The organism is Xanthomonas sp. PPL134, assembly GCF_040595915.1.
Lineage (GTDB): Bacteria > Pseudomonadota > Gammaproteobacteria > Xanthomonadales > Xanthomonadaceae > Xanthomonas_A > Xanthomonas_A indica.
The window spans coordinates 35972-56326 of record NZ_JAMDLL010000019.1 but is presented as its reverse complement, the minus strand read 5'-3'; the positions used below and the strand labels follow the sequence as shown (position 1 = coordinate 56326).

Sequence of the window (20355 nt, the reverse complement as noted above, 5' to 3'; positions counted from 1 at the left end):
CGGCGAGTTACTTTTCTTTGCTTGTGCAAAGAAAAGTAACCAAAAGAAAGCACACCCCGCAGCGCGCCCTCCGCGCTGCGCGCTCCGGGTTCGCAGCCACGACGAGGATTCGCGGAAGGGGCATCCTGCCCCTGCCGCGAACGGCGCACATCCCTGTGCGCCGCCCTTCGGGTTTTTCCCCGCCGTGGCTGCCGCGCCGAGGGGACCCCGGTAAATCAACAGCAACAGCAACATCAGGAACAACAGCAGGAGCAACAGCAACAGCAACAGCAACAGCAACAGCGGGAGCAACAGCGGGAGCAACAGCGAAGCCGGCTGCACAATGACGTCGGCCGCGGCACTCGCTCACCCACTGCAAACCGAGCGCTCATTCCCGCACATCGCGCTGCGCCCAAAGGTGATACCAGCAAAAGCTTTAGACACGAAAAACCCGGCCGAAGCCGGGCTTTTCGTAGGTGCGTCGTGCGCCGGACTAGCGACCGCCGCGCCACTCCGGGACCGGCATCGCGTCCACCGGCACCGTCGGATTGGTTTCTTCCTCGCGCAGATAGGCCGGCAGATCGTCGTCCTGGCGCTTGTGCCCGCGCATGTCGCTCTCGATCTGATAGTTGCGGCGCTGCAGCCAGGCATCGCGGGTCAGCTGGTACTCGTCCGGTGCCTGGTCGCGCAGGCTGTCCAGCGACAGCAACTGCGCCCGCGTGTCCACCAACTGCAGACCCTGCAGGCCGATGCGCACCCGGTCCTCCTCGATCTGCTGCAGCGGCGACAGCGGCGCGTCGCCGACCAGGCCGAACGCATCGCGCACCGTGCGCGGGCCGAACAACGGCAGTTCCAGATAGCGCGAGCGGCGCCAGCCCCACACGCCCAGGGTCTGGCCGAAGTCCTCGCTGCGTCGCGGCAGGTTGGCGTCGGTGGCCGGGTCGAAGATGCCGCCGATGCCCAGCGTGCTGTTGATCAGGAACCGGCTCAGGGTCTGCCCCGCCTGCAGCGGACGGCCCTGCAGCAGCTGGTTGACCATGGTCAGCGGCGAACTGAGGTTGTCGAAGAAGTTGGTCACACCCAGCCGTACCGGCCGCGGCACCACGCTGACGTAGGCACGTGCGAGCGGCCGCGCCACGCTGCGGTCGACCACGTTGTTGAAGGCATGCACCTTGCGGTTGAACTTCTCCCACGGGTCGTAGCTCGGCGGTGCCTGCACGCCTGCCGGCAGGGTCGGATCGGCGACCGGGTTGTACGGGTCGCTGCCGTAGATCGCGGCGTAGTCCGCATCGGCGGACGCGGTCGGGTCCTGCGCGGTCGTCGGGGCCGGCGCCGTCGCGGCTGCCTGCGCCGTATCGGCCGTTGCGGCCGCCGTGTCCACGGGGGCCGGTGCGGGGGCCGGCGTGGCGGCGCCGCTGCCGGCCTGGTCCTGCATGGACATGGCCGGGGCGGGCGGGGCCGCCGGCGGAGGCGGCGGCGTGCGCTTGGGTGCGCCGGCGCAGGCGCCCAGGGCGGCGGCCAGGGTCAGGGAGGTGAGGATACGCAGCACGTTCATGTGTCAGCTCGCCGCAGGGGGAGAGTGGAAGTCCAGGGTCGAGGCCAGCCGGTAGGCGGCGCTCAAGTCGGTCAGGCCGGCCGGGGCGCCATGGATGGCGACCTCGGCCTGGCCCTGGGCGCGCAGGCGCGCGGCGAGTTCGGCGAGCAGCGCCAACCCGGCGCTGTCCACCCGCGACACCGCCTGCAGGTCCAGCGCGCGTGCGCCCGGCAGCGCGCGCAGCGCCGCCGGCCACAGCGCGGTGGCCGCCGCACGGTCGAGCACGCCGCTCAGCGCGAGCGTGTCGCCGTCGCGGCGCACCTGCGGCGCATCACTTGCCACTGTTGCTCGCCGGTGCCGCCTGCAGCGTGCCGTTGCGCAGCTCGGCCGCGACCTCGGCGATCGACTTGTTGCGCAGCGGGGTGTCGAACTGGTTGCGGAAGGTCTGCACGTAGGACACGCCCTCGACCATCACGTCGAAGATCTTCCAGCCCGCGCCGGTGTTGCGCAGCAGGTAGTCCACCGGCACCGGGTCGCCACCGCTGCGCAGCAGCTCGGTCGAGACCTTGACGCCGCGGCCGCCCGGCAGCGGGGTTTCCGACTTCACCCGCACCTGCGGCTTGCCTTCGAAGGTCAGCAGCGAAGTGCCGTAGCGCTGCATCAGGTTGTCGGCCATCGCGTCGCCGAACAGCTTGACGTCGCCGTCGGAGGCGCCGCGGCCGTGCACGCCCAGCACCAAGCGGGCGGCGTAGTCGCGGTCGAAGGTCTTGTTCATCTCGCTGTCGATGAACTGGCGCAGCGCGGTGGGGTTGCTCTTGAACTCGCTGCGGCGCTGCTCCAGCGTGGTCAGGATGCGCGTGCTGTTCTCCAGCACCACCTTGCTGGCCGAACCGGCCTGGGTGGCGGAAGCGGCCGGCGCGGCGGCCTGGGCCAGGGCGGCGGAGGGCGCGGCCACGGCCAGCGCGGCGGCGAGAGCGGCGGAAAGCAGTTTGATCGTCATGGCTTGGGTTCCGTTGCGGGCGTGGTGGGGTCGGCCGAGGGTGCGGCAGCGGGCGTTGCGTTCTTGTCGCCGCCGGCGCTGCCGCCGCCGAACATGTACTTGCCGACCAGCTGGATCAGGTCCACCGCCGGCTGGGTGAAGGCGATTTCCTGGCCGGGCTTGAGCGTGTCCGGGTCGCCGCCGGGCTGCAGGCCGACGTAGCTCTCGCCCAGCAGGCCGCTGGTCAGGATCGCCGCCGAGGTGTCGGCCGGCAGATCCTTGTACTTGTCGTCGATGGACAGGGTGACGACCGAGTCGAACTTGGTCGGGTCCAGGTCGATCTTGGCGACCTGGCCGATGATGACGCCGCCGATCTTCACCGGCGCTTGCGCACGCAGCTGGCCGATCTGCGAGAAGCGCGCGATCAGGTCGTAGCGGTGGCCGCCGAAGCCCCACTGGAGGTTGGTGGACGCCAGCGCCAGCACCAGCAGCGAGGCCAGGCCCAGCAGCAGGAAGGCGCCGACGGCGAACTCGAGACGGGGACCACGGAGAGCCATAACGTGTCTACCTTGTTGATTCAGCGTGGCCGCGGCGCCAGTGCCGCGACCGGGATGTTGCCGCGGAGCTGGCCGTCGCCGGCCGGCTCCGCGTTGGCGCCGCTCAGCGGAACAGCAGCGCCGACATGACGAAATTGAACATCAGCACCAGCAGCGAGGCGTTGACCACGGCGCGGGTGGTGGCCACTGAGGTGCCCTCGATGGTCGGCTCGGCGTGGAAGCCGACATAGGCCGCCACCAGCGCCGCCGTGCCGCCGAACACCGCCGACTTCAGCATCGCCACGCCGAAGTCGTCCCAGAAATCCACGCTGCTCGACAGCGCCGACCAGAACGTGCCGCGGTCCAGGCCGAGCGCGCCCACCGCCTCGAAATAGCTGGCGCTGATCGCCAGGGAGCAGAAGATGCCGGTCAGCAGCGGCACAGTCAGCACCGCCGCCCAGAAGCGCGGCGCCACCGCCTTGGCCACCGGGTCGATCGCCATCAGCTCCAGCGCCTTGATCTGGTCGGTGGCGCGCATCAGGCCCAGTTCGGCGGCGATGGAACTGCCGGCGCGGCCGATGAACAGCAGCGCGGTCAGCACCGGCGCCAGTTCGCGGTACAGCGACAGCCCGAGCAGGGTCGACAGCGCATCGGAGGCGCCGTAGGTCTGCAGCGTGCGGTAGCCCTGCAGGGTCAGCACCAGCCCGACGAAGGCGCCGCCCACGGCGATGATCGGCAGCGAGCGCGCGCCGACCTTGTAGATCTCGCGGATCAGCTCGGCCAGCAGGTCGCGGGTCGGCAGCGAGCCGCGCAGCACGGTCAGGAAGAACAGCCCGGCGCGGCCCAGGGAACGGATCGGGGCAACGATGGCCATCAGGCGGCGCTCCGCGCGCGCTGCGGCGCATCGAACGGGATCGGGCCGTCGGGGCGGCCATGCAGGAACTGCTGCAGCAGCGGATCGGTGCTGGCCTGCAATTCCTGCGGGGTGCCGGCGAAGACCACACCGCCGTTGGCGATGGCCACGGCCTGGTCGCAGATCGGCAGGGTCTCGTGGACGTGGTGGCTGACGATGATGCTGGTCAGGCCCAGGGTGTGGTTGAGGCGCTGGATCAGGCTCATGATCACGCCGGAGGCGATCGGGTCCAGGCCGGTCAGGGGTTCGTCGTAGATCATCAGCGGCGGATCCAGGGCCAGCGCCCGCGCCAGCGCCACGCGGCGCGCCATGCCGCCGGACAGCTCGCGCGGCCAGGCATCGGCGGCGGCCAGCAGGCCGACCGCGTGCAGCTTCAGGGCCACCAGCCGCTGCAGCACCGGCTCGGGCAGGCGGGTGTGGGCGCGCAACGGCAGCGCCACGTTCTCGGCCACGCTCAGGTCGGTGAGCAGGCCATTGCCCTGCAGCAGCACGCCGATGCTCTTGCGGGTCTCGCGCAGCGCGCGGCTGCCGCGCGGCAGCGGCTTGCCGAACACCTCGAGCGTGCCGGCGGCTGGCACCAGTTCGCCGGTCAGCGCCGCCAGCAGCGTGGACTTGCCGCTGCCGGATGGCCCGAGCACGGCGGTGATGCTGCCGCGCGGCACACGCAACGAGACGTCGCGCAGGATCGCGCGGCCGCCGCGGTCGATGCGCACGCCCGACAACTGCACCAGATTGGGTTCGGAAGACGCCATCGCGACCTTTAACGAAAATACAACATAGGATCGATCCGTTCGGCTGAACTTAACCGAACTGGCCCGTGCAGTATTGTGGCACCGCAAGGGCCGGTGTGCGCGCCGGCTTCGCCCTGTTCGTGCAACAGCGTGTCATGCCGCAGCGTCTCTGCGCGGTCCGCGATCGCGCCGGGCGCGTTGTCGCCGCGTGCCGTGTGGACAAATGCCGGCATGTGCTTGTGCGCTTGGCGACGCCACGCGACGATGCCGGCAGGGCGCCCGTGCCGAACCACACCTGGAGTCAAGGATGGAGCTGTTGAGCTTGGAACACTTCGCCGGAAGCGTGAACGAGACGTTCGCGGCGCAGTTGAACGAGGGCGAGGTCGCGTTCGTGCTGGTGGAGGCACGGCCGTTGCCGACGTCTCCCGCGGCGCGGCGCGCCCCGTTCTCGCTGCTGTTCCGCAACGGCTCGGCGTTCCTGTTTCCGCAGCAGACCTACCAGATGCGTCATCCGCGCCTGGGCGAGATCGGCATCTTCCTGGTGCCGGTCGCGCGCGAACGCGACGGCTTCCTGTATCAGGCGGTGTTCAACTGACCCGCGTGCCCGGCCCCGCGCCGGGGCCGTCCCAGCGCATGGCCAGATGGGTCTGGCCGGCTTCGCCGGCGACGAAGCCGAGCCGCGCGTAAAGCCGCTGCGCCTGGGGATTGGCATGCAGCACGTGCAGTGTGAGTGCTCGCCCGTCCGCCTTCGCGAGTGCTTGTGCATGTGCGATCAGCGCGCTGCCGATGCCTTGTCCGCGGCAGGATGGCAGCAGGCTGATATCGACCAGCACGTGCGGATCCACGCTGCGGTCCAGGTACAGCCGACCTAGCCGCCCGCGCGGGTCTTCCACGATCAGGAAGTCGGCGGACGGGAAATGCTGCAGATAGTGCGCATGCTGCAAGGCGAACTGCTGGTCGAGAAAAGCACGCTTGGCCGGTTCCGGCCATGGCACCGCGGCCAGCTCGTCGCGGCGCGTGCTGGCGTACAGGTCGCGCAGCCAGGGCAGGTCGCCCGCGTGCGCGGCGCGCAGCGCCACGCCACGCGTCCGCAGCGCGGCTGGCGCCTCGATGGCCTCGTGCCTGGCGGGAAACGCCGGCACTGGCGCAGCACTGGCCGTGTGGCCGCTCAACTGAAGACGGGGTAGTCCCCGCTGAGCGCGATGCAGAAGTTCACCGCCAGATACGGCTGCCGGTTCTCGTGCGCCAGCCCTTTGCCGGTGGGCATCACCATGGTCGGGGAGAACTGCGTGTTCGGCGCGACGGCCAGGAACGGGCGTTCGCTGGTGCTGTTCAGTGACGACAGGGCGACACCGCTGGCAGGGGTGCCGGTCTTCTTGGCCGGATCCGGTTGCGAGAACGCATTGACGCCGTGCTGGTGCATCGGGATCTGCGTGCTTTGCAGGCTGACGCCCGCCGATCCGAAGTTGCTGCCCAGCGTGTGCGCAGTCAGCCCAGGTCCCGGGCCTTGCTGGCAGCCGGCGCGCGCGGTGAAGTTCGGCAACTGGAACGTGCTGCTGCCATTGCCACCGTAGGCCACGCCGAGCAGCGAATACAGCGCGCTGTTCTGCGTGATCGGCAGGACGGCGCCGTTGCACAGCGCCCAGCCATAGGGGTTGTAGTCGAAGCCGAACAGCTGGATTTCGCCGAGATAGGGTTCGGTCATGAGCGGATTCCTCCGATGCAGCGGATGCGTGCCGCAGCCATGCCGGCGCGGCGCAGGGATCAGGCCTGTTGCGGGAAGATGCCGGTGGTGGCGATGCAGTACTGCACCGTCAGCGTCGGCATGGTGTTGTCGTGCGGCTGGTTGCCACCGGCGAACGAGGTGCTTTGCGTGGACATTGCCAGCGTGGTGGTACCGCTGATGTCGCTGGCATAGAACAAGGCGCCACTCACGGCGGCTGGGAGCAGACCGGCGGGCGCGGTGGCGGTCGCCGCCTCGGTGGTGGCCTGCGCGGTGTGCGTATGTGCCGGCATCTGCAGGTCGGTCAACGTCACCGTCTCGGTGCCGGCCTTTTGGGCGAGCACGTAGTTGCTGAGCCCCGGCCCCTGGCCCTGATGGATCGGCAGGCGACCGCGCAGATCTGGCACCGCGAAGGTGGTGGTGCCATTGCCGCCGTACGCGGTGCCGAGCAGCACATACAACGGTTCGTACTCGGAGATCTGCAGCAGCGAGCCGTCGCACGCCTGCCAGCCCTGGGGTGTGCGGCCGAAGCCGAACATGCGGATTTCGCCAATGAAAGGGGTGCCCATGAGATGCTTCCTGGTCGATGAGGCGCCACGCGCACGGATGCGCGCTGCGCGCCCGAATGCGGATGCGCCTAGCTGCGCGAGGGGAAGATGCCGGACAGCGCGATGCAGAAATTGATCGTGGTGTACGGCTGTACGTTCGGATGCGGCTGGCTGCCGCCGCTGTTGGCGATGGTGGACTGCGACAGCGGTATCGTCGCGCCGGGCGCCGCATACAACGCATGCGGGGTCCCGGTGGACATGTTGTTGTTCGCGAACAGGCGACCGGTCGGCGTGCGGTTGTCGCCGTTGACGCTGCTGCAATCCAGCAGATGGGTATGTGCGGGCAGATTGTCGCCCACCAGGGTCACCGTCTCCGCGCCGGCGGCCTGGCCCATCGGCAACGCAGGCGGCTGCCACGCCGGATCGGCCGACGGCCCATAGCCCATCGGCGTGCGCCCGCGCATGTCGGGCAAGCCGAACGTGGTCTTGCCATCGCCGCCGAAGCGGGTGCTGAGCAGGCTGAACAGCGCCTGGTTCTGATTGATCGGCAGCAATTGCCCGTTGCACTGCGCAAAATACTTCGGCGCAAACGCGAAACCGGTCAGCATGATCTGACCGATGAAGAACTCGCTCATGCGGATCTCCCCCCGGAGTTGATGGCACAGACCTCGTGTCTGGTGCGCATCTACTTAATCACGACTTCGGCGACATGCAAGAGACGATTTCGCTGAACCAGACAGACATGACGCATTTGTTGCTTTACGTCGCCGCCGACTTGCTGTTCCAATGGCCGCGCGACGCGCATGGCCGATGCTTGGGGGGCCAATGTTCTGCGAAGTCCGAGGCACCAGGATGGCTGCCAGCGCCCATTGGGGTGGCGCGTTTTAGGGGAATCGAAATATGTCTACGAATTGCACCGCGTCGAGCGGTATGCGGCTGACGTTGCGTTGGCTGATGGCGCTGCTTTTGCTGGCGATGTCGCAGGTCTGCCTGGCGGCCGGACCCTACTGCACGACGCCTCAGACCGCGACCGTGAACTCGGGTGGCTCGGTGACGTTCGACGTCAGTAACTGCGACGGGCCCTCCAATACCGGCATGAGCGACGGCGCGCAGCCGTCGCACGGTAACTACGTCCTCACCGGCCAGCTCGACGCGGCCGGCACCGAGCGAGTGACCTACACCAACAACGGCGACGGCGCGACCTCGGACTCGTTCTACCTGCTGGACGAGGACAACAACCAGGTCGTCTTCAACATCACCGTCAACCCCTCGCGTACCGCCAGCATCGCGGTCTCGCCGTCCAGCGCCAACGAGGACAGCGGCACGGCCTTCGTCTACACGGTGACGCTGAGCTCGACCACTAGTTCGGCGACCACGGTGAACCTGACCCGCAGCGGCACGGCCACCAGCGGGACCGACTACACCGGCGCGGTCACCAGCGTGGTGGTGCCGGCCAACGCCAGCTCCGCCAGTTTCAGCATCACCCCGGTCGCCGATAGCACGGTGGAAGCCGACGAGACGGTGATCTTCCAGGTGGCCAGCGGTAGCGGCTACTCGATCGGCAACCCGTCCAGCGCCACCGCCACCATCGTCAACGACGACTATCCCTCCGCGAGCATTGCGGTGTCGCCGGCCAGCGTGGCCGAGGATGGCAGCGCCAATCTCGTCTACACCGTCACCCTGAGCCAGGCGTCGCCGTCGGCGCTGTCGATCGGTTTCAACGTGGGCGGCACCGCGACCTCGGGCACCGACTACGCCGCGGTCAACTCGCCGCTGGTGATTGCGGCCGGCCAGACCAGCGGCACCATCACCATCGATCCCACTCCCGATACCACGGTGGAGCCGGACGAGACCGTGGTGATCAGCCTCAACGCGGGCAGCGGCTACACCGTGGGCTCGCCGTCCAGTGCCACCGGCACCATCCTCAACGACGACCAGCCGGCGCTGTCGATCAACGACGTGTCGCAGAACGAAGGCAATGCCGGCAATACCGCGTTCACCTTCACCGTGTCGCTCAGCCAGCCGGCCGGCAGCGGCGGGGTCAGCTTCGACATCGCCACTGCCAACGGCACCGCGACCGCGGGCACCGACTACATCTCCTCCAGCGTGAACGGGCTGACCATTGCGGCCGGCAGCAGCAGCGCCACCTTCACCGTGCAGGTGGTCGGCGACACGCTCAACGAACCGGACGAGACGTTCTTCGTCAACGTCACAAATGTCAGCGGCGCCACGGTGGCCGACGGGCAGGGCCAGGGGACGATCGTCAACGACGACGCGGCGCCGGCGTTGTCGGTCGGCGACGTCAGCGTCAGCGAAGGCAACAGCGGCACCACCACGGCGACGTTCCCCGTCAGCCTTAGCGCCGCCAGCGGCCAGACCGTCACGGTCAATTACGCGACCGCCGACGGCAGCGCCAACGCGGGCAGCGACTACGTCGCCCGCTCCGGCACGCTGACCTTCTCGCCCGGTACCACCGTGCAGAACGTGGCGGTGACCATCAACGGCGACACCACCGTCGAGCCGGACGAAACCTTCACCCTGAATCTGTCCGGTGCCAGCAACGCCACCATCGCCCGCGCCACCGCGACCGGCACGATCCTCAACGACGATGCGACGGTGACCCTGGCGCCGGCATCGCTGCCTGCCGCCACCGCCGGCAGCGCCTACAGCCAGACCGTGCTCGCCAGCGGCGGTACCGCGCCGTACACCTTCTCGCTCACCGCCGGCGCACTACCGGCCGGCTTGACCCTGAGCAGCGCCGGCGTACTGTCCGGCACGCCCACCGCCAGCGGCAGCTTCAACTTCACCCTGTCCGCGACCGATAGCGGCACGCCCACCAGCGGCAGCCGTGCCTACACGCTGACCGTGGCGGCGCCGACGCTGACCCTGCCGGCGACGACGCTGCCCAACGGCACCGCCGGCCAGGCCTACAGCGCGGCGGTCACCCCGGCCAGCGGCGGCATCGCGCCGTACGCCTACACGGTGAGCGCCGGCGCGTTGCCGGCGGGCGTCACCGTCAACGGTGCCAGCGGCGCGCTGAGCGGTACGCCGACCGTGGCCGGCAACTTCAGCTTCACCCTGACCGCGACCGACAGCACCTCCGGCACCGCGGGACAGGCCGCGCGCAGCTACACGCTGGCGATCGTCTCGCCGACCCTGACCGTCGCCCCGTCCACGCTGCCGTCCGGCACCGCGGGCACCGCCTACAGCCAGACGCTGAGCACCAGCGGCGGCACGGCGCCCTACAGCTATGCGCTCAGCTCCGGCACCCTGCCTGCGGGCCTGAGCCTGAGCGGCGCCGGTGTCCTCTCCGGCACGCCGACCGTGGCCGGCAGCTTCACCTTCGTCATCGGCGTCACCGACGCCGGCGGTTTCGGCGGCTCGCATGCCTATACCCTGGCCATCGCCTCGCCGACGCTGGCCATCACCCCGCCGACCTTGCCGGCCGCGGCGATCGGCGCCAGCTACAGCCAGGCGTTGAGCACCAGCGGCGGCACGGCGCCGTACAGCTATGCGCTCACTGCCGGTGCCCTGCCGAGCGGGATGAGCCTGAGCGCCGGCGGCGTGCTGTCCGGCACGCCGACCGTGGCCGGCAATTTCGCGTTCACCGTGCGCGTCACCGACGCCAACGCCTTCACTGCGGCGCAGGCGTTCACCCTGACGGTCGCGTCGCCGACGTTGACCCTGGTGCCGCCGGCACTGCCGGCCGGCACCGCGGGCACGGCCTACAGCCAGGCGCTCAGCGCCACGGGCGGCACCGCGCCGTACAGCTACAGCATCGCCACCGGCGCTTTGCCGGCCGGCCTGAGCCTGAGCGCCGCCGGCGTGCTCTCCGGCACCCCGACCCAGGCGGGCAGCTTCGTCTTCACCGCGACCGTCACCGACAGCACCGCCGGCGTCCCCGGCCAGGCCAGCCGCAGCTACACGCTGAGCATCGCCGCGCCGACCCTGGCCCCGGGTCAGCCGACCCTGCCTGCCGGCACCGCGGGCACGGCGTACAACCAGACCCTCACCACCAGCGGCGGCGCCGCGCCGTACAGCTACAGCGTGGTCAGTGGCGCGTTGCCGACCGGCTTGAGCCTGACCACGGCGGGCGTGCTGTCCGGCACGCCGAGCGCCGCCGGCAGCTTCGCCTTCAGCATCAAGGTGAGCGACGCCAACGGCTTCTCGGCCACGCAGGCCTACACCCTCACCATCGCCTCGGCAGTGCCGGCACCGGTGGCGGCGAACGACACCGGCGCCACCCTGGTGGATACCGCGTTGACCCTGGAGGTGACCGGCAACGACACCGGCAGCATCGACAGCATCGCCGTGGCCACCGCTCCCAGCCATGGCACCGCCACGGTGGATGGCGTGCGCCTGGTGTACACGCCGGCGCCCGGCTATGTGGGTGTGGACAGCGTGCACTACACCGCCGTCGGTGCGGGCGGCAGTTCGGCACCGGCCATCGTCACCATCACCGTCAACGCCCGCCCCATCGCGGCGTCGGCGATGGTGCCGGCGGTGACCGGGCAGGCGCAGACCCTGGACGTCACCCGCAACGCCACCGGCGGCCCGTTCGTGGCCGCTGCCGTGGTCGCGGTGCTGCCGGCCAATGCCGGGACCGCGACGATCACCCGGGCTGCCGCCAAGGCCGCCGGCGTGCCGACGGCGGCGGCGGACGAGGGTCCGGGCTTCATGCTCACCTTCGTGCCGAACCCGGCCTTCTCCGGCAACGCCACGGTGCGTTTCACCCTGTCCAACGCGTACGCGACCTCGGCCGAGGCGGACATCGTGTTCATGATCGCGCCGCGCCCGGATCCGACCCAGGATGCGCAGGTGCGTGGCCTGATCGACGCGCAGGCCGAGTCGACCCGGCGCTTCGCCAAGGCGCAGATCGACAACTTCCAGCGCCGCCTGGAGGCGACCCACCGTGGTGCGCGTGGCTTCGACAACGGCGTGAGCTTCCAGGCCACCTCGCACTGCCGCCAGCGCGACCGCACGCTGCAGAGCGACCGCAACCTCGACGCGCAAGCGTGCGACCCGGCCAACCGCGACCTGCACGACAACGCCATGGATGGCGGCGCCGACACCTCGGCAGCGCCACGCGAGACCGGCACGGCGGCGGGCGACCTCGGCCTGTGGGTGGGCGGTGCGATCCGCTCCGGCAGCCTGGACAAGCAGTCGCAGCGTGCCGGCGTGGATTTCCAGACCGATGGCCTGAGCGTGGGCGCCGACTATCGCGTGTCCCCGTCCTTCGCGCTGGGTGCGGGCGTGGGCTGGGGCCGCGACGACAGCGATGTCGGCCATGACGGCAGCCGCAGCACGTCCACCGCGTACACGCTGGCGCTGTATGCCAGCTATCACCCGGGCCAGACCCTGTTCTTCGACACCCTGGTCGGCTACCAGCTGCTGTCCTACGACCTGCGTCGCTACGTCACCGACAACGGTGCGCTGGCCGAAGGCGACCGCAGCGGCCACCAGTGGATCGCGTCGTTGTCGGCCGGTGCCGACCTGCAGCGCGGCGATTGGCAGATCACCCCGTATGCGCGGGTGGATGCCGCGCGCGCCACGCTCGATGCCTACAGCGAAGCGGCGATGGCGCCGTATGCGTTGCGCTACGAGGACATGGACGTGGCCACCACCACCGGCAACCTCGGCCTGCGCGTGGAATGGCGCCGGCAGATGACCTGGGGGCGGTTGACCCCGCAGTTCCGGCTCGAGTACCAGCACGACTTCCAGGGCCGTGGCGACGCCACGCTGGGTTATGCCGACATCGTCGGCGGCACCCTGTACCGCACCGGGCAGAGCGTGTACGACCGCAACCGGCTGATGCTGGGCGTGGGCGTGGTGTTCAGCACCGACCAGGGCCTGTCCACGCGCGTGGAATACCGCGGCGTGACCGACGGCGACAGCGGCAGCGACCAGACCTGGATGTTCAACGTCGAGAAGAAGTACTGATGCCGTCGCCCCTCTCCTCCCGGGAGAGGGGTTGGGGTGAGGGTGCGGCGCGAAGCGACCCGCGATGCACCCCGCGCAAAAGCGCCGCATGCGCGCATCCGGCACAATGCCCGGCACATGCCTGCCCCGTCCGCGCCCGATTTCCGGCTGTATCCGTCCAACGCGCTGGATACCCTGGCCGCCCTGCTTGCCGAAGAACTGCGCCGGCCGCCGCCGGAGCAGCCCTTGCTGGCGCCGGAGGTGGTGCTGATCCCGCAGGTGGCGATGCGGCGCTGGCTGCAGTCGACCCTGGCCGCGGTGCACGGGGTGGCGGCGAACCTGGAATTCCTCACCCCCGGCGAGTTCGTCGCGCGCGCGCTGGAGCGCAATCTCGGCGCGGCGGCCGACGACCTGGACATGGTGACCATGCACTGGCGCCTGTACGCGGCGCTGCAGGGCGACCTGGGCAGCGACGCGGCGCTGGCGCCGCTGGCCGGCTATCTGGCCGATGGCGATGCGCTCAAGCCGTGGAGCCTGGCCGGCGAGCTGAGCAACGTGTTCGAGAAGTACCAGGCCTGGCGCCGCGACTGGCTGCTGCGCTGGGAAGGCGGCGCCGACCCGGACGATCCGCAGGCGCGGTTGTGGCGGCGCATCGCCAGCGGCCGCGCCTACCGCGCGCGGCGCATCGGCCAGTACCTGGACCGCTACGCGCGTCCCGATGGCCCATTGCCGCAGGGCCTGCCGCGGCGCCTGTTCGCCTTCGCCGTGCTCAACATTTCCCCGGATGTGCTGCGCGTGCTCGCCACGCAGGCGCGCGCCGGCACGCTGCACTTCTACCTGCCGACCCCGGCGCAGGGCTACTGGGGCGATCTGCAGACGCTGTGGCAGCGCCGCCGCGAGGGCGGGGCGGTGGACCTGTTCGCCGAGCACGTGCAGGAGAATCCGCTGCTGCAGGCCTGGGGCGCGGCCGGGCGCGACTTCATGGCGCTGATCGGCGACTACGAGGTGGTGCATCCGCTGGCCGAGATCGCGGTCTACGCCGATCCGCTCGAGTCGGGCCGGCGCGCGCTGGCCGATGGCGGCCTCGGCGACACCCTGCTGCGGCGCATGCAGAGCGACCTGTTCCATCGCCGCGCGCCGGCGCAGCCTGCGCCGCTGGCCGCGGTGGATCCGCACGATCCGAGCCTGCAGGTGCACGCCTGCCACACCCGCCTGCGCGAGCTGCAGGTGCTGCACGATCAACTGCGCGCGCTGCTGGACGACCCGCGCTTCGAGCCGCCGCTGCAGCCGCGCGAGATCGCGGTGCTGTCGCCGGACATCGACCCGTACGTGCCGTACCTGGATGCGGTGTTCGGCGGCCACGGCGGCGACGACGCCTTGCCGTACGCGCTGGCCGACGCCAGCCCGCTGGCCAGCGAGCCGCTGGCCGAGGTGTTCCTGGCGCTGCTGGGCCTGCCGATCGCGCGCTTCGGCCTGCACGAGATCCTGGACCTGCTGGCCAGCGCGCCGATCGCCGAGGCCGCCGGTCTCGACGAGGCCGGGCTGGAACGCCTGCGCAGTTGGCTGCACGCCGCCGGCGCGCGCTGGGGCCTGGACGCGGCGCACCGGCAACGCCACCAGGCGCCGGCCGACGACGCCTACACCTGGCGCTTCGCCCTGGACCGGCTGCTGCTCGGCCACGCCAGCGGCGCCGAGGACGACATCGACGGCGTCGCGCCGTGGCCGCAGCTGGAAGGCAGCGCGCTGGCCGCGCTGGACACGCTGCTGCGCCTGCTGCGCGTGCTCGACCGCCACCAAGCCGCGCTGGCCGAGCCGATGCCGCCGGCGCAGTGGCGTGAAGTGCTGCTGGGCCTGCTCGAGGCGCTGCTGCCGCAGAGCCCGTCGGCGCCGCGCCAGCAGCGCGCGCTGGAGCGGCTGCGCGCGCTGATCGACCAGTTCGCGCGCGACGCCGCCCGCGCCGACTACGCCGAGGCGGTACCGGCCGAGGTGGTGCGCGCGCACTTCGCTGCGGTGCTGGGCGAATCGGACACGCGCGCGCCGCTGCTCACCGGCGGCATCAGCTTCGGCCGCATGGTGCCGATGCGGCTGCTGCCGTTCCGGGTGATCTGCCTGCTGGGCATGAACGACGGCGATTTTCCGCGCCGCGATCCGGCCGCCGGGCTCAACCGCCTCACCGCCGAACTGGGCACCACGCGCCGCCGCCACGGCGACCGCTCGACGCGCGAGGACGACCGCTTCCTGTTCCTGCAGCTGTTCGCCTCGGCGCAGGAGGTGTTCTACCTGAGCTACCTGGGCGCCGACGCGCGCGACGGCAGCGTGCGCGAACCCTCGCCGCTGGTCGGCGAACTGCTGGCCTGCGCTGCCCAGTACCACGCCGACCCGGCCGCGGCCGCGGCGCTGGTGGTGCGGCATCCGTTGCAGCCGTTCGCCGCCGCCGCGTTCGGCGCCCCCGGTGCCGAGGATGCCGACCCGCGCCGTTTCAGCTACCGCCGGCAATGGCGGCCGGCGGTGGACAGCCTGGTCGGCCAGCGCCAGCCGCTGGCGCCATGGATCGACGCGCTGCCGGCCGCCGCCGACGAGGCGCTGCCGGCGCAGCTGTCCATCGACGACCTGCGCCGGCTGCTGGTCGATCCGGCCGGGCAGTTCCTGCGCCAGCGCCTGGGCCTGCGCCTGCCCGATCCGGCGCAGGCCGACAGCGACCTGGAGCCGCTGCTGGCGCCCAGCCGCGGACTCGATCAGTACGGCCTGCAGCAGCAGGTGTTCGAAGCGGTGCTGCGCGAGGACACCGAGGCGCTGTACGAACGCCTGCGTGCCCGCGCGCTGCTGCCGTCCGGGCCGCTGGGCCGGCGCCAGCTCGACGAGCGCGTACGCCAACTGCGCCCGTACGCCGAGGCGTTCCGGCTGTGGCGCGGCAACGACGATCCGCCGCTGGCGCCGCGGCTGCAGGTGGACCTCGACGGCACCGCGCTGCACGGCCGCCTGCCGGGCTGGTACGCGCCCGGCGTGGCGCGGGTGCAGGTGGGCGCCTTGAGCGGGCGCAGCGCGATCCGCCACGGCCTGGAATGGCTGCTGCTGCGCGCCGCCGGCGAACGCGTCCCCTACGTGCGCTTCTTCGACCATGACGACAGCCTCGGCCCGCATCCGATGGACCGCGATCCGCTGCCCGCCATCCAGGCGCAGCAGGCGCTGGGCGCGCTGCTGCAGCTGTACCGGCATGGGCGGCAGGCGCCGCTGGCGTTCGCGCCGTACAGCAGCTGGAAGTACTACCAGGCCGCGCGCGCCGGCGATCTCGACAAGGCGATCAAGGACGCCGCCGCGCAGTGGCAGGCCAGCTTCGGCTGGAGCGAGGCCGACAGCCCGGAACTGCGCCTGGTCGGCCGCGGCCGCGACCCGTTCGCCGACGCGCAGCGCTTCGCCGACTTCGCCGCCACCAGCCAGCGCGTGTTCGGCCTGCTCGAACAGGGCGACGCCGGCCCCGCGCTCGATCCCGACCGGCTGAGCGACAGCTGGCAGCGCTGGCGCGGCACCCAGGAGGACGCCGAATGAGCGCCGCGCCCGACCGCGACCCCTACCTGCAGTTGCCGCTGCACGGCGTGCGCCTGATCGAGGCCAGCGCCGGCACCGGCAAGACCTTCACCCTGGCCACCCTGTTCACCCGCCTGGTGGTCGAACGCGGCCTGCGCCTGGGCCAACTCCTCGCCGTCACCTTCACCGAGGCCGCCACCCAGGAACTGCGCCGGCGCATCCGCGAGCGCCTGGCGCTGGCGGCCAGCCTGGTCCCCGATCCAGACCTCGTAGGAGCGGCTTTAGCCGCGACCGATATCGCGACCGACCCATCGCGCCCAACCCCGCAACAAGACCCGCCCGACGTCGTCCTCACCCGCGACATCCTCACCGCGCACCTGGCCACCGGCAGCGAAACCCCCACCGCCCTGCGCCGCCGCCTGCAGCAGGCCGCCGAGGACATCGACCTCGCCGCCATCTTCACCATCCACGGCTTCTGCGCGCGCGTACTGCGCGAGCATGCGCTGGAAAGCGGCCAGGCCTTCGCCGCGCCGCAACTGCTCACCGACGACCGCGAACTGCTGCACGACGTCGCTGCCGACCTGTGGCGGCAACGCGCCGCCGATCCGGCGATGGCCGAGGACCTGGTGGCGCTGTGGCCGGGCGGGCCGGACGGCATGGCCATCGATCTGCGCGAACTGGTGCGGCATCCGACCCTGCTGCCGGCCGCGCCGGTCTTCGCCGCCGAAGACGGCGACGTGCTGCAACAGGCCGCGCAGCGTGCCGGCGTGGCGCTGGCCGAAGCGTTCCGCACCCACGGCACCGCCTGTTTCGAGGCGATCGCCGCGGCGATGGAGGCCGGCGTGCTGAGCAAGGTCAGCTACAAGCCCGACTGGCTGACCGCGCTGTGGCACTGGCTGGACGCCTTCGCCGCGGCGCCGGCGGCGGACGCGCCGCCGCACCCGAAGCTGGTCAAGCTCACCGCCACTGAACTGGCCGCCGGCACCAACAAGAAGCACGCCGAGCGCACCCCGGCCTCGCCGCTGAGCCACGCCATCGACGGCTACCTGGCCGCATTGGCGCAACTGGCGCAGTGGCGCACGCAACGCCGCATCTGCCTATTGCACGCGCTGCGCGCCGACGCGGCGGAGCGGCTGGCCTATCTCAAGCGCCAGCGCCGCGTGCAGACCTACGACGACCTGGTCGAGGGCGTGGCGCGCGCGCTGGAAGGCCCGCACGGCGCCGCCCTGGCGCAGCGGCTGCGCGCGCAGTACGCGGTGGCCCTGGTCGACGAGTTCCAGGACACCGACGATCGCCAGTGGACGATCTTCCGCAAGGTGTTCGCGCCGGAGACGACCAGCTCCGCCGTGGCGCAGGACGATGCGGCGATCGCGCCATCGCTGTCCGCGCCTGACGACACGCCGCCGCTGCTCGCCCTGATCGGCGACCCCAAGCAGGCCATCTACGGCTTCCGCGGCGGCGACGTGCGCACCTACCTGGCGGCCGCCGCGGATGCCGAACGCGCGCCGCCGCTGGCGCACAACTTCCGCTCGCGCCCCGCGCTGCTGGCGGCGATCGACGCGCTGTACGCGCAAGCCGGCTACGCCGAGGCCTTTCTCACCGACGGCATCGCCTTCCACCCGGTGCAGCCGGGCAGCAAGCGCGTCGATGCCGACCTGCAGCGCAATGGCGCACCGGCCCCGGCGCTGACCGTGTGGCGCGCGCCGGAACCGCCGCCGCCGCCGGCCACCGCCAAGGCGCCCGGAAAACCCAAGCCCTGGAGCGCCGGCCGCGCCCGCGAGCTGTGCACCGCCGCCTGCGTCGCGGCGATCCGCGGCTGGCTGGCAGACGCCCGCGACGGCACCGCCACGTTGCTCGGGCGCCCTGTGCAGGCCGGCGACATCGCCGTGCTGGTGCGCAGCCACGGCGAGGCCACGCGCATCCAGCAGGCGCTGGCCGCCGCCGGCATTCCCGCGGTCGCCGCCGGCCGCCGCAGCCTGTTCGCCACCGACGAGGCGCTGGAACTGCTCGCCCTGCTGCAGGCGCTGCTCGACCCCGGCGACGACGGCCGCCTGCGCGCCGCACTGGCCACCGTGCTGATCGGCGAGGACGCCGCGGCCATCGCCGCACTCGACCACGACGGCGAGCGGCACCGCCGCTGGCAGCAGCAGGCACTGGACTGGCGCGAGCGCTGGCAGCGCGGCGGTCCGCTGGCCCTGATCGGCGACCTCGGCGCCGCGCACGGGCAGCGCCTGCTGGCGCTGGTCGACGGCGAGCGTCGCCTCACCAACTACCTGCAGCTGGCCGAACTGCTGCAGGAAGCCGACACCCGCGCGCTTGGCCCGCACGGCCTGGTCGACTGGCTGACACGGCGCATCGCCAATGCCGACGACAGCGACGAGGCGCAGCAGCTGCGCCTGGAGTCGGATGCGCGCCGCGTGCAGATCGTCACCCTGCACAAGAGCAAGGGCCTGGAGTATCCGCTGGTGTTCCTGCCGTACGCCGGCATCGGCCGCAGCGAGCGCAGCCCCGGGCGGCACTGCGTGGTGCCGGCACCGCAGGGCGGGCGCCAGTTGCAGTGGAACACCGGCCGCAGCGGCGGCGCATCCGATCCGGCCTGGGAGACGGCCGAAGCCGCGTGGAAACAGGAACAGCGCGCCGAGGACGCGCGCCTGCTCTATGTCGGCCTGACCCGCGCCGAACATGCGCTGTGGATCGCCACCGGCGCCTTCCCGCAGCACGAGCGCACCGCGCTGGCGCCGATGCTGTGCGACCTCGACGCCCTGCAGGCCGCCGCCGCGCCCGGCGCCATCGCCCTCGACAGCACCCCGCCGCCGGCGCAGTTGCCGCGGCTGCCGCCCGAGCCGGCGCCGCCGGTACCGCCGGCGCGCGTGCCGCAGCGGCGCGTGCTGCCGGAGTGGTGGGTGTACAGCTTCACCCAGCTGGCCAACGCCGACGCCGGCAGCGACCCGATGGCCAGCGCCACGGTGCCCAGCAGCGGCGGCAGCGACGAACCCGCGGCCAGCGAGCCGGTCAGCGCCGCGGTGGAGGTGGACATGGTCGACCGCCGCTTCGTCGGCAACCGTTTCGGCGTGGCCATGCACGACGTGTTCGAGCGCTGCGATTTCGCCGCCTGGCGCGACTGGCGGCCGGGCCAGCCGGCGCCGGCCGGGCAGGTCACCGCCATCGTCGAAGCGCTGCAGCGCGGCGGCTACGCCGAGGACGAACTGGAAGACGGCACCGCCATGCTCACCGCCCTGGTCGGCCATACCCTCACCGTGGCGCTGCCGGAAGGCACCTGCCTGGCCGCGGTGCCGGAGGAGCAACGGCGCAACGAAATGGAGTTCCACTTCGCCATGCGCCCGACCCGGGTCGACGCACTGCTGGCGCTGCTGCACCGCTTCGGCGTGGCCGGCGAGCGCCAGGCGTTCGGCGCGCGGCAGCGCCTGGAGGGGCTGATGACCGGCCTGATCGACCTCACCTACCACCACGACGGCCGCTGGTACGTGCTCGACTACAAGTCCAACCGCCTGCCGGCCTACGACCCCGACGCCTTGGCGCGGGCGATGGCGCACAGCGAATACACCCTGCAGGCGCTGATCTACACCGTGGCGCTGCACCGCTGGCTGCGCTTCCGCCTGGGCGAGGGCTACGACTACGCCCGCGACTTCGGCGGCGTGCGCTACCTGTTCTGCCGCGGCCTCGACGCCGCCCGCGACCCCTCGCCGGGCGTGTACGCCTGGCGCTTCGACCCGCACCTGATCGAAGGCGTCGACGCCCTCTTCGCCGGCGCCACGCCTGAGCCCCTCTCCCCCCGGGAGAGGGGTTGGGGTGAGGGTCCGTCCGCCCACGGAGCCCCCACCCCGTGAGCCAAGCCACCCACCTCCCCGCCGCCCGCCACCGCATCGTCGCACCGCGCACGCTCAAGCCCCTCTCCCCTCGGGAGAGGGGTTGGGGTGAGGGTGCGTCCGTCCACGGAGCCCCCACCC

15 protein-coding genes are annotated in these 20355 nt (G+C 71.4%); 4 read left to right on the top strand and 11 right to left on the bottom strand.

All coding sequences use genetic code 11. From position 1 onward, the window contains the following. The 7 genes from M3U25_RS19550 to M3U25_RS19520 form a co-directional block, all read right to left on the bottom strand. A partial coding sequence (locus M3U25_RS19550; RefSeq protein ID WP_355588698.1) for a hypothetical protein occupies positions 1-303 on the bottom strand: 303 nt, incomplete at its 3' end. Positions 304-472: 169 nt separating this feature from the next. Then, on the bottom strand, positions 473-1534 hold the full coding sequence (locus tag M3U25_RS19545; protein ID WP_355503592.1) for a VacJ family lipoprotein: 1062 nt from the start codon (positions 1532-1534) through the stop codon (positions 473-475). A 3-nt stretch (positions 1535-1537) separates the two neighbouring features. Beyond that, entirely contained in the window at positions 1538-1855 is a 318-nt protein-coding gene (locus tag M3U25_RS19540) for an STAS domain-containing protein (protein ID WP_160962019.1), read from the bottom strand. Beyond that, positions 1845-2513 (bottom strand): ABC transporter substrate-binding protein, encoded by a 669-nt coding sequence (locus M3U25_RS19535; RefSeq protein WP_242161506.1) that lies wholly within the window; start codon positions 2511-2513, stop codon positions 1845-1847. Before M3U25_RS19535 ends, M3U25_RS19540 begins: the two co-directional genes overlap by 11 nt. After that, positions 2510-3049: an outer membrane lipid asymmetry maintenance protein MlaD gene (gene mlaD, locus M3U25_RS19530; RefSeq protein ID WP_355503588.1), complete on the bottom strand. Its 540-nt coding sequence runs from the start codon at positions 3047-3049 to the stop codon at positions 2510-2512. The genes M3U25_RS19535 and mlaD overlap by 4 nt, the downstream gene beginning before the upstream one ends. A gap of 103 nt (positions 3050-3152) precedes the next feature. After that, positions 3153-3902, bottom strand: a complete 750-nt coding sequence (locus tag M3U25_RS19525) for an MlaE family lipid ABC transporter permease subunit (RefSeq protein ID WP_010341089.1) — start codon at positions 3900-3902, stop codon at positions 3153-3155. Further along, entirely contained in the window at positions 3902-4693 is a 792-nt protein-coding gene (locus M3U25_RS19520; protein ID WP_355503586.1) for an ATP-binding cassette domain-containing protein, read from the bottom strand. Before M3U25_RS19520 ends, M3U25_RS19525 begins: the two co-directional genes overlap by 1 nt. 286 nt (positions 4694-4979) lie before the next feature. On the opposite strand from M3U25_RS19520, the gene M3U25_RS19515 reads away from it, so the two are divergent. Beyond that, positions 4980-5267, top strand: coding sequence for a hypothetical protein (locus M3U25_RS19515; RefSeq protein ID WP_019797426.1), 288 nt, complete (start codon positions 4980-4982; stop codon positions 5265-5267). Here the strand turns inward: M3U25_RS19515 and M3U25_RS19510 are convergent. The 4 genes from M3U25_RS19510 to M3U25_RS19495 all read right to left on the bottom strand — a co-directional run bounded on the left by M3U25_RS19510 (position 5260) and on the right by M3U25_RS19495 (position 7578). Then, positions 5260-5784: a GNAT family N-acetyltransferase gene (locus M3U25_RS19510; protein ID WP_355503598.1), complete on the bottom strand. Its 525-nt coding sequence runs from the start codon at positions 5782-5784 to the stop codon at positions 5260-5262. The two genes, M3U25_RS19515 and M3U25_RS19510, sit on opposite strands and share 8 nt — an antisense overlap. A 56-nt stretch (positions 5785-5840) precedes the next feature. Next, positions 5841-6377, bottom strand: coding sequence for a tail fiber protein (locus M3U25_RS19505; RefSeq protein ID WP_355503583.1), 537 nt, complete (start codon positions 6375-6377; stop codon positions 5841-5843). 59 nt (positions 6378-6436) lie between these two features. Then, positions 6437-6964 carry a tail fiber protein gene (locus tag M3U25_RS19500; RefSeq protein ID WP_242161503.1) on the bottom strand — a complete coding sequence of 176 codons (528 nt, stop codon included), beginning with the start codon at positions 6962-6964 and terminating at the stop codon, positions 6437-6439. 68 nt (positions 6965-7032) lie between these two features. Next, positions 7033-7578, bottom strand: a complete 546-nt coding sequence (locus M3U25_RS19495) for a tail fiber protein (RefSeq protein WP_019797430.1) — start codon at positions 7576-7578, stop codon at positions 7033-7035. 319 nt (positions 7579-7897) lie between these two features. On the opposite strand from M3U25_RS19495, the gene M3U25_RS19490 reads away from it, so the two are divergent. From M3U25_RS19490 to recB, 3 genes are all read left to right on the top strand, one after another. Further along, on the top strand, positions 7898-12883 hold the full coding sequence (locus M3U25_RS19490) for a putative Ig domain-containing protein (RefSeq protein ID WP_355503580.1): 4986 nt from the start codon (positions 7898-7900) through the stop codon (positions 12881-12883). Between the two features lie 117 nt (positions 12884-13000). Continuing rightward, positions 13001-16408, top strand: coding sequence for an exodeoxyribonuclease V subunit gamma (gene recC, locus M3U25_RS19485; protein ID WP_355503578.1), 3408 nt, complete (start codon positions 13001-13003; stop codon positions 16406-16408). Continuing rightward, entirely contained in the window at positions 16405-20235 is a 3831-nt protein-coding gene (gene recB / locus M3U25_RS19480) for an exodeoxyribonuclease V subunit beta (protein WP_355503576.1), read from the top strand. Before recC ends, recB begins: the two co-directional genes overlap by 4 nt. Positions 20236-20355 lie beyond the last annotated feature (120 nt).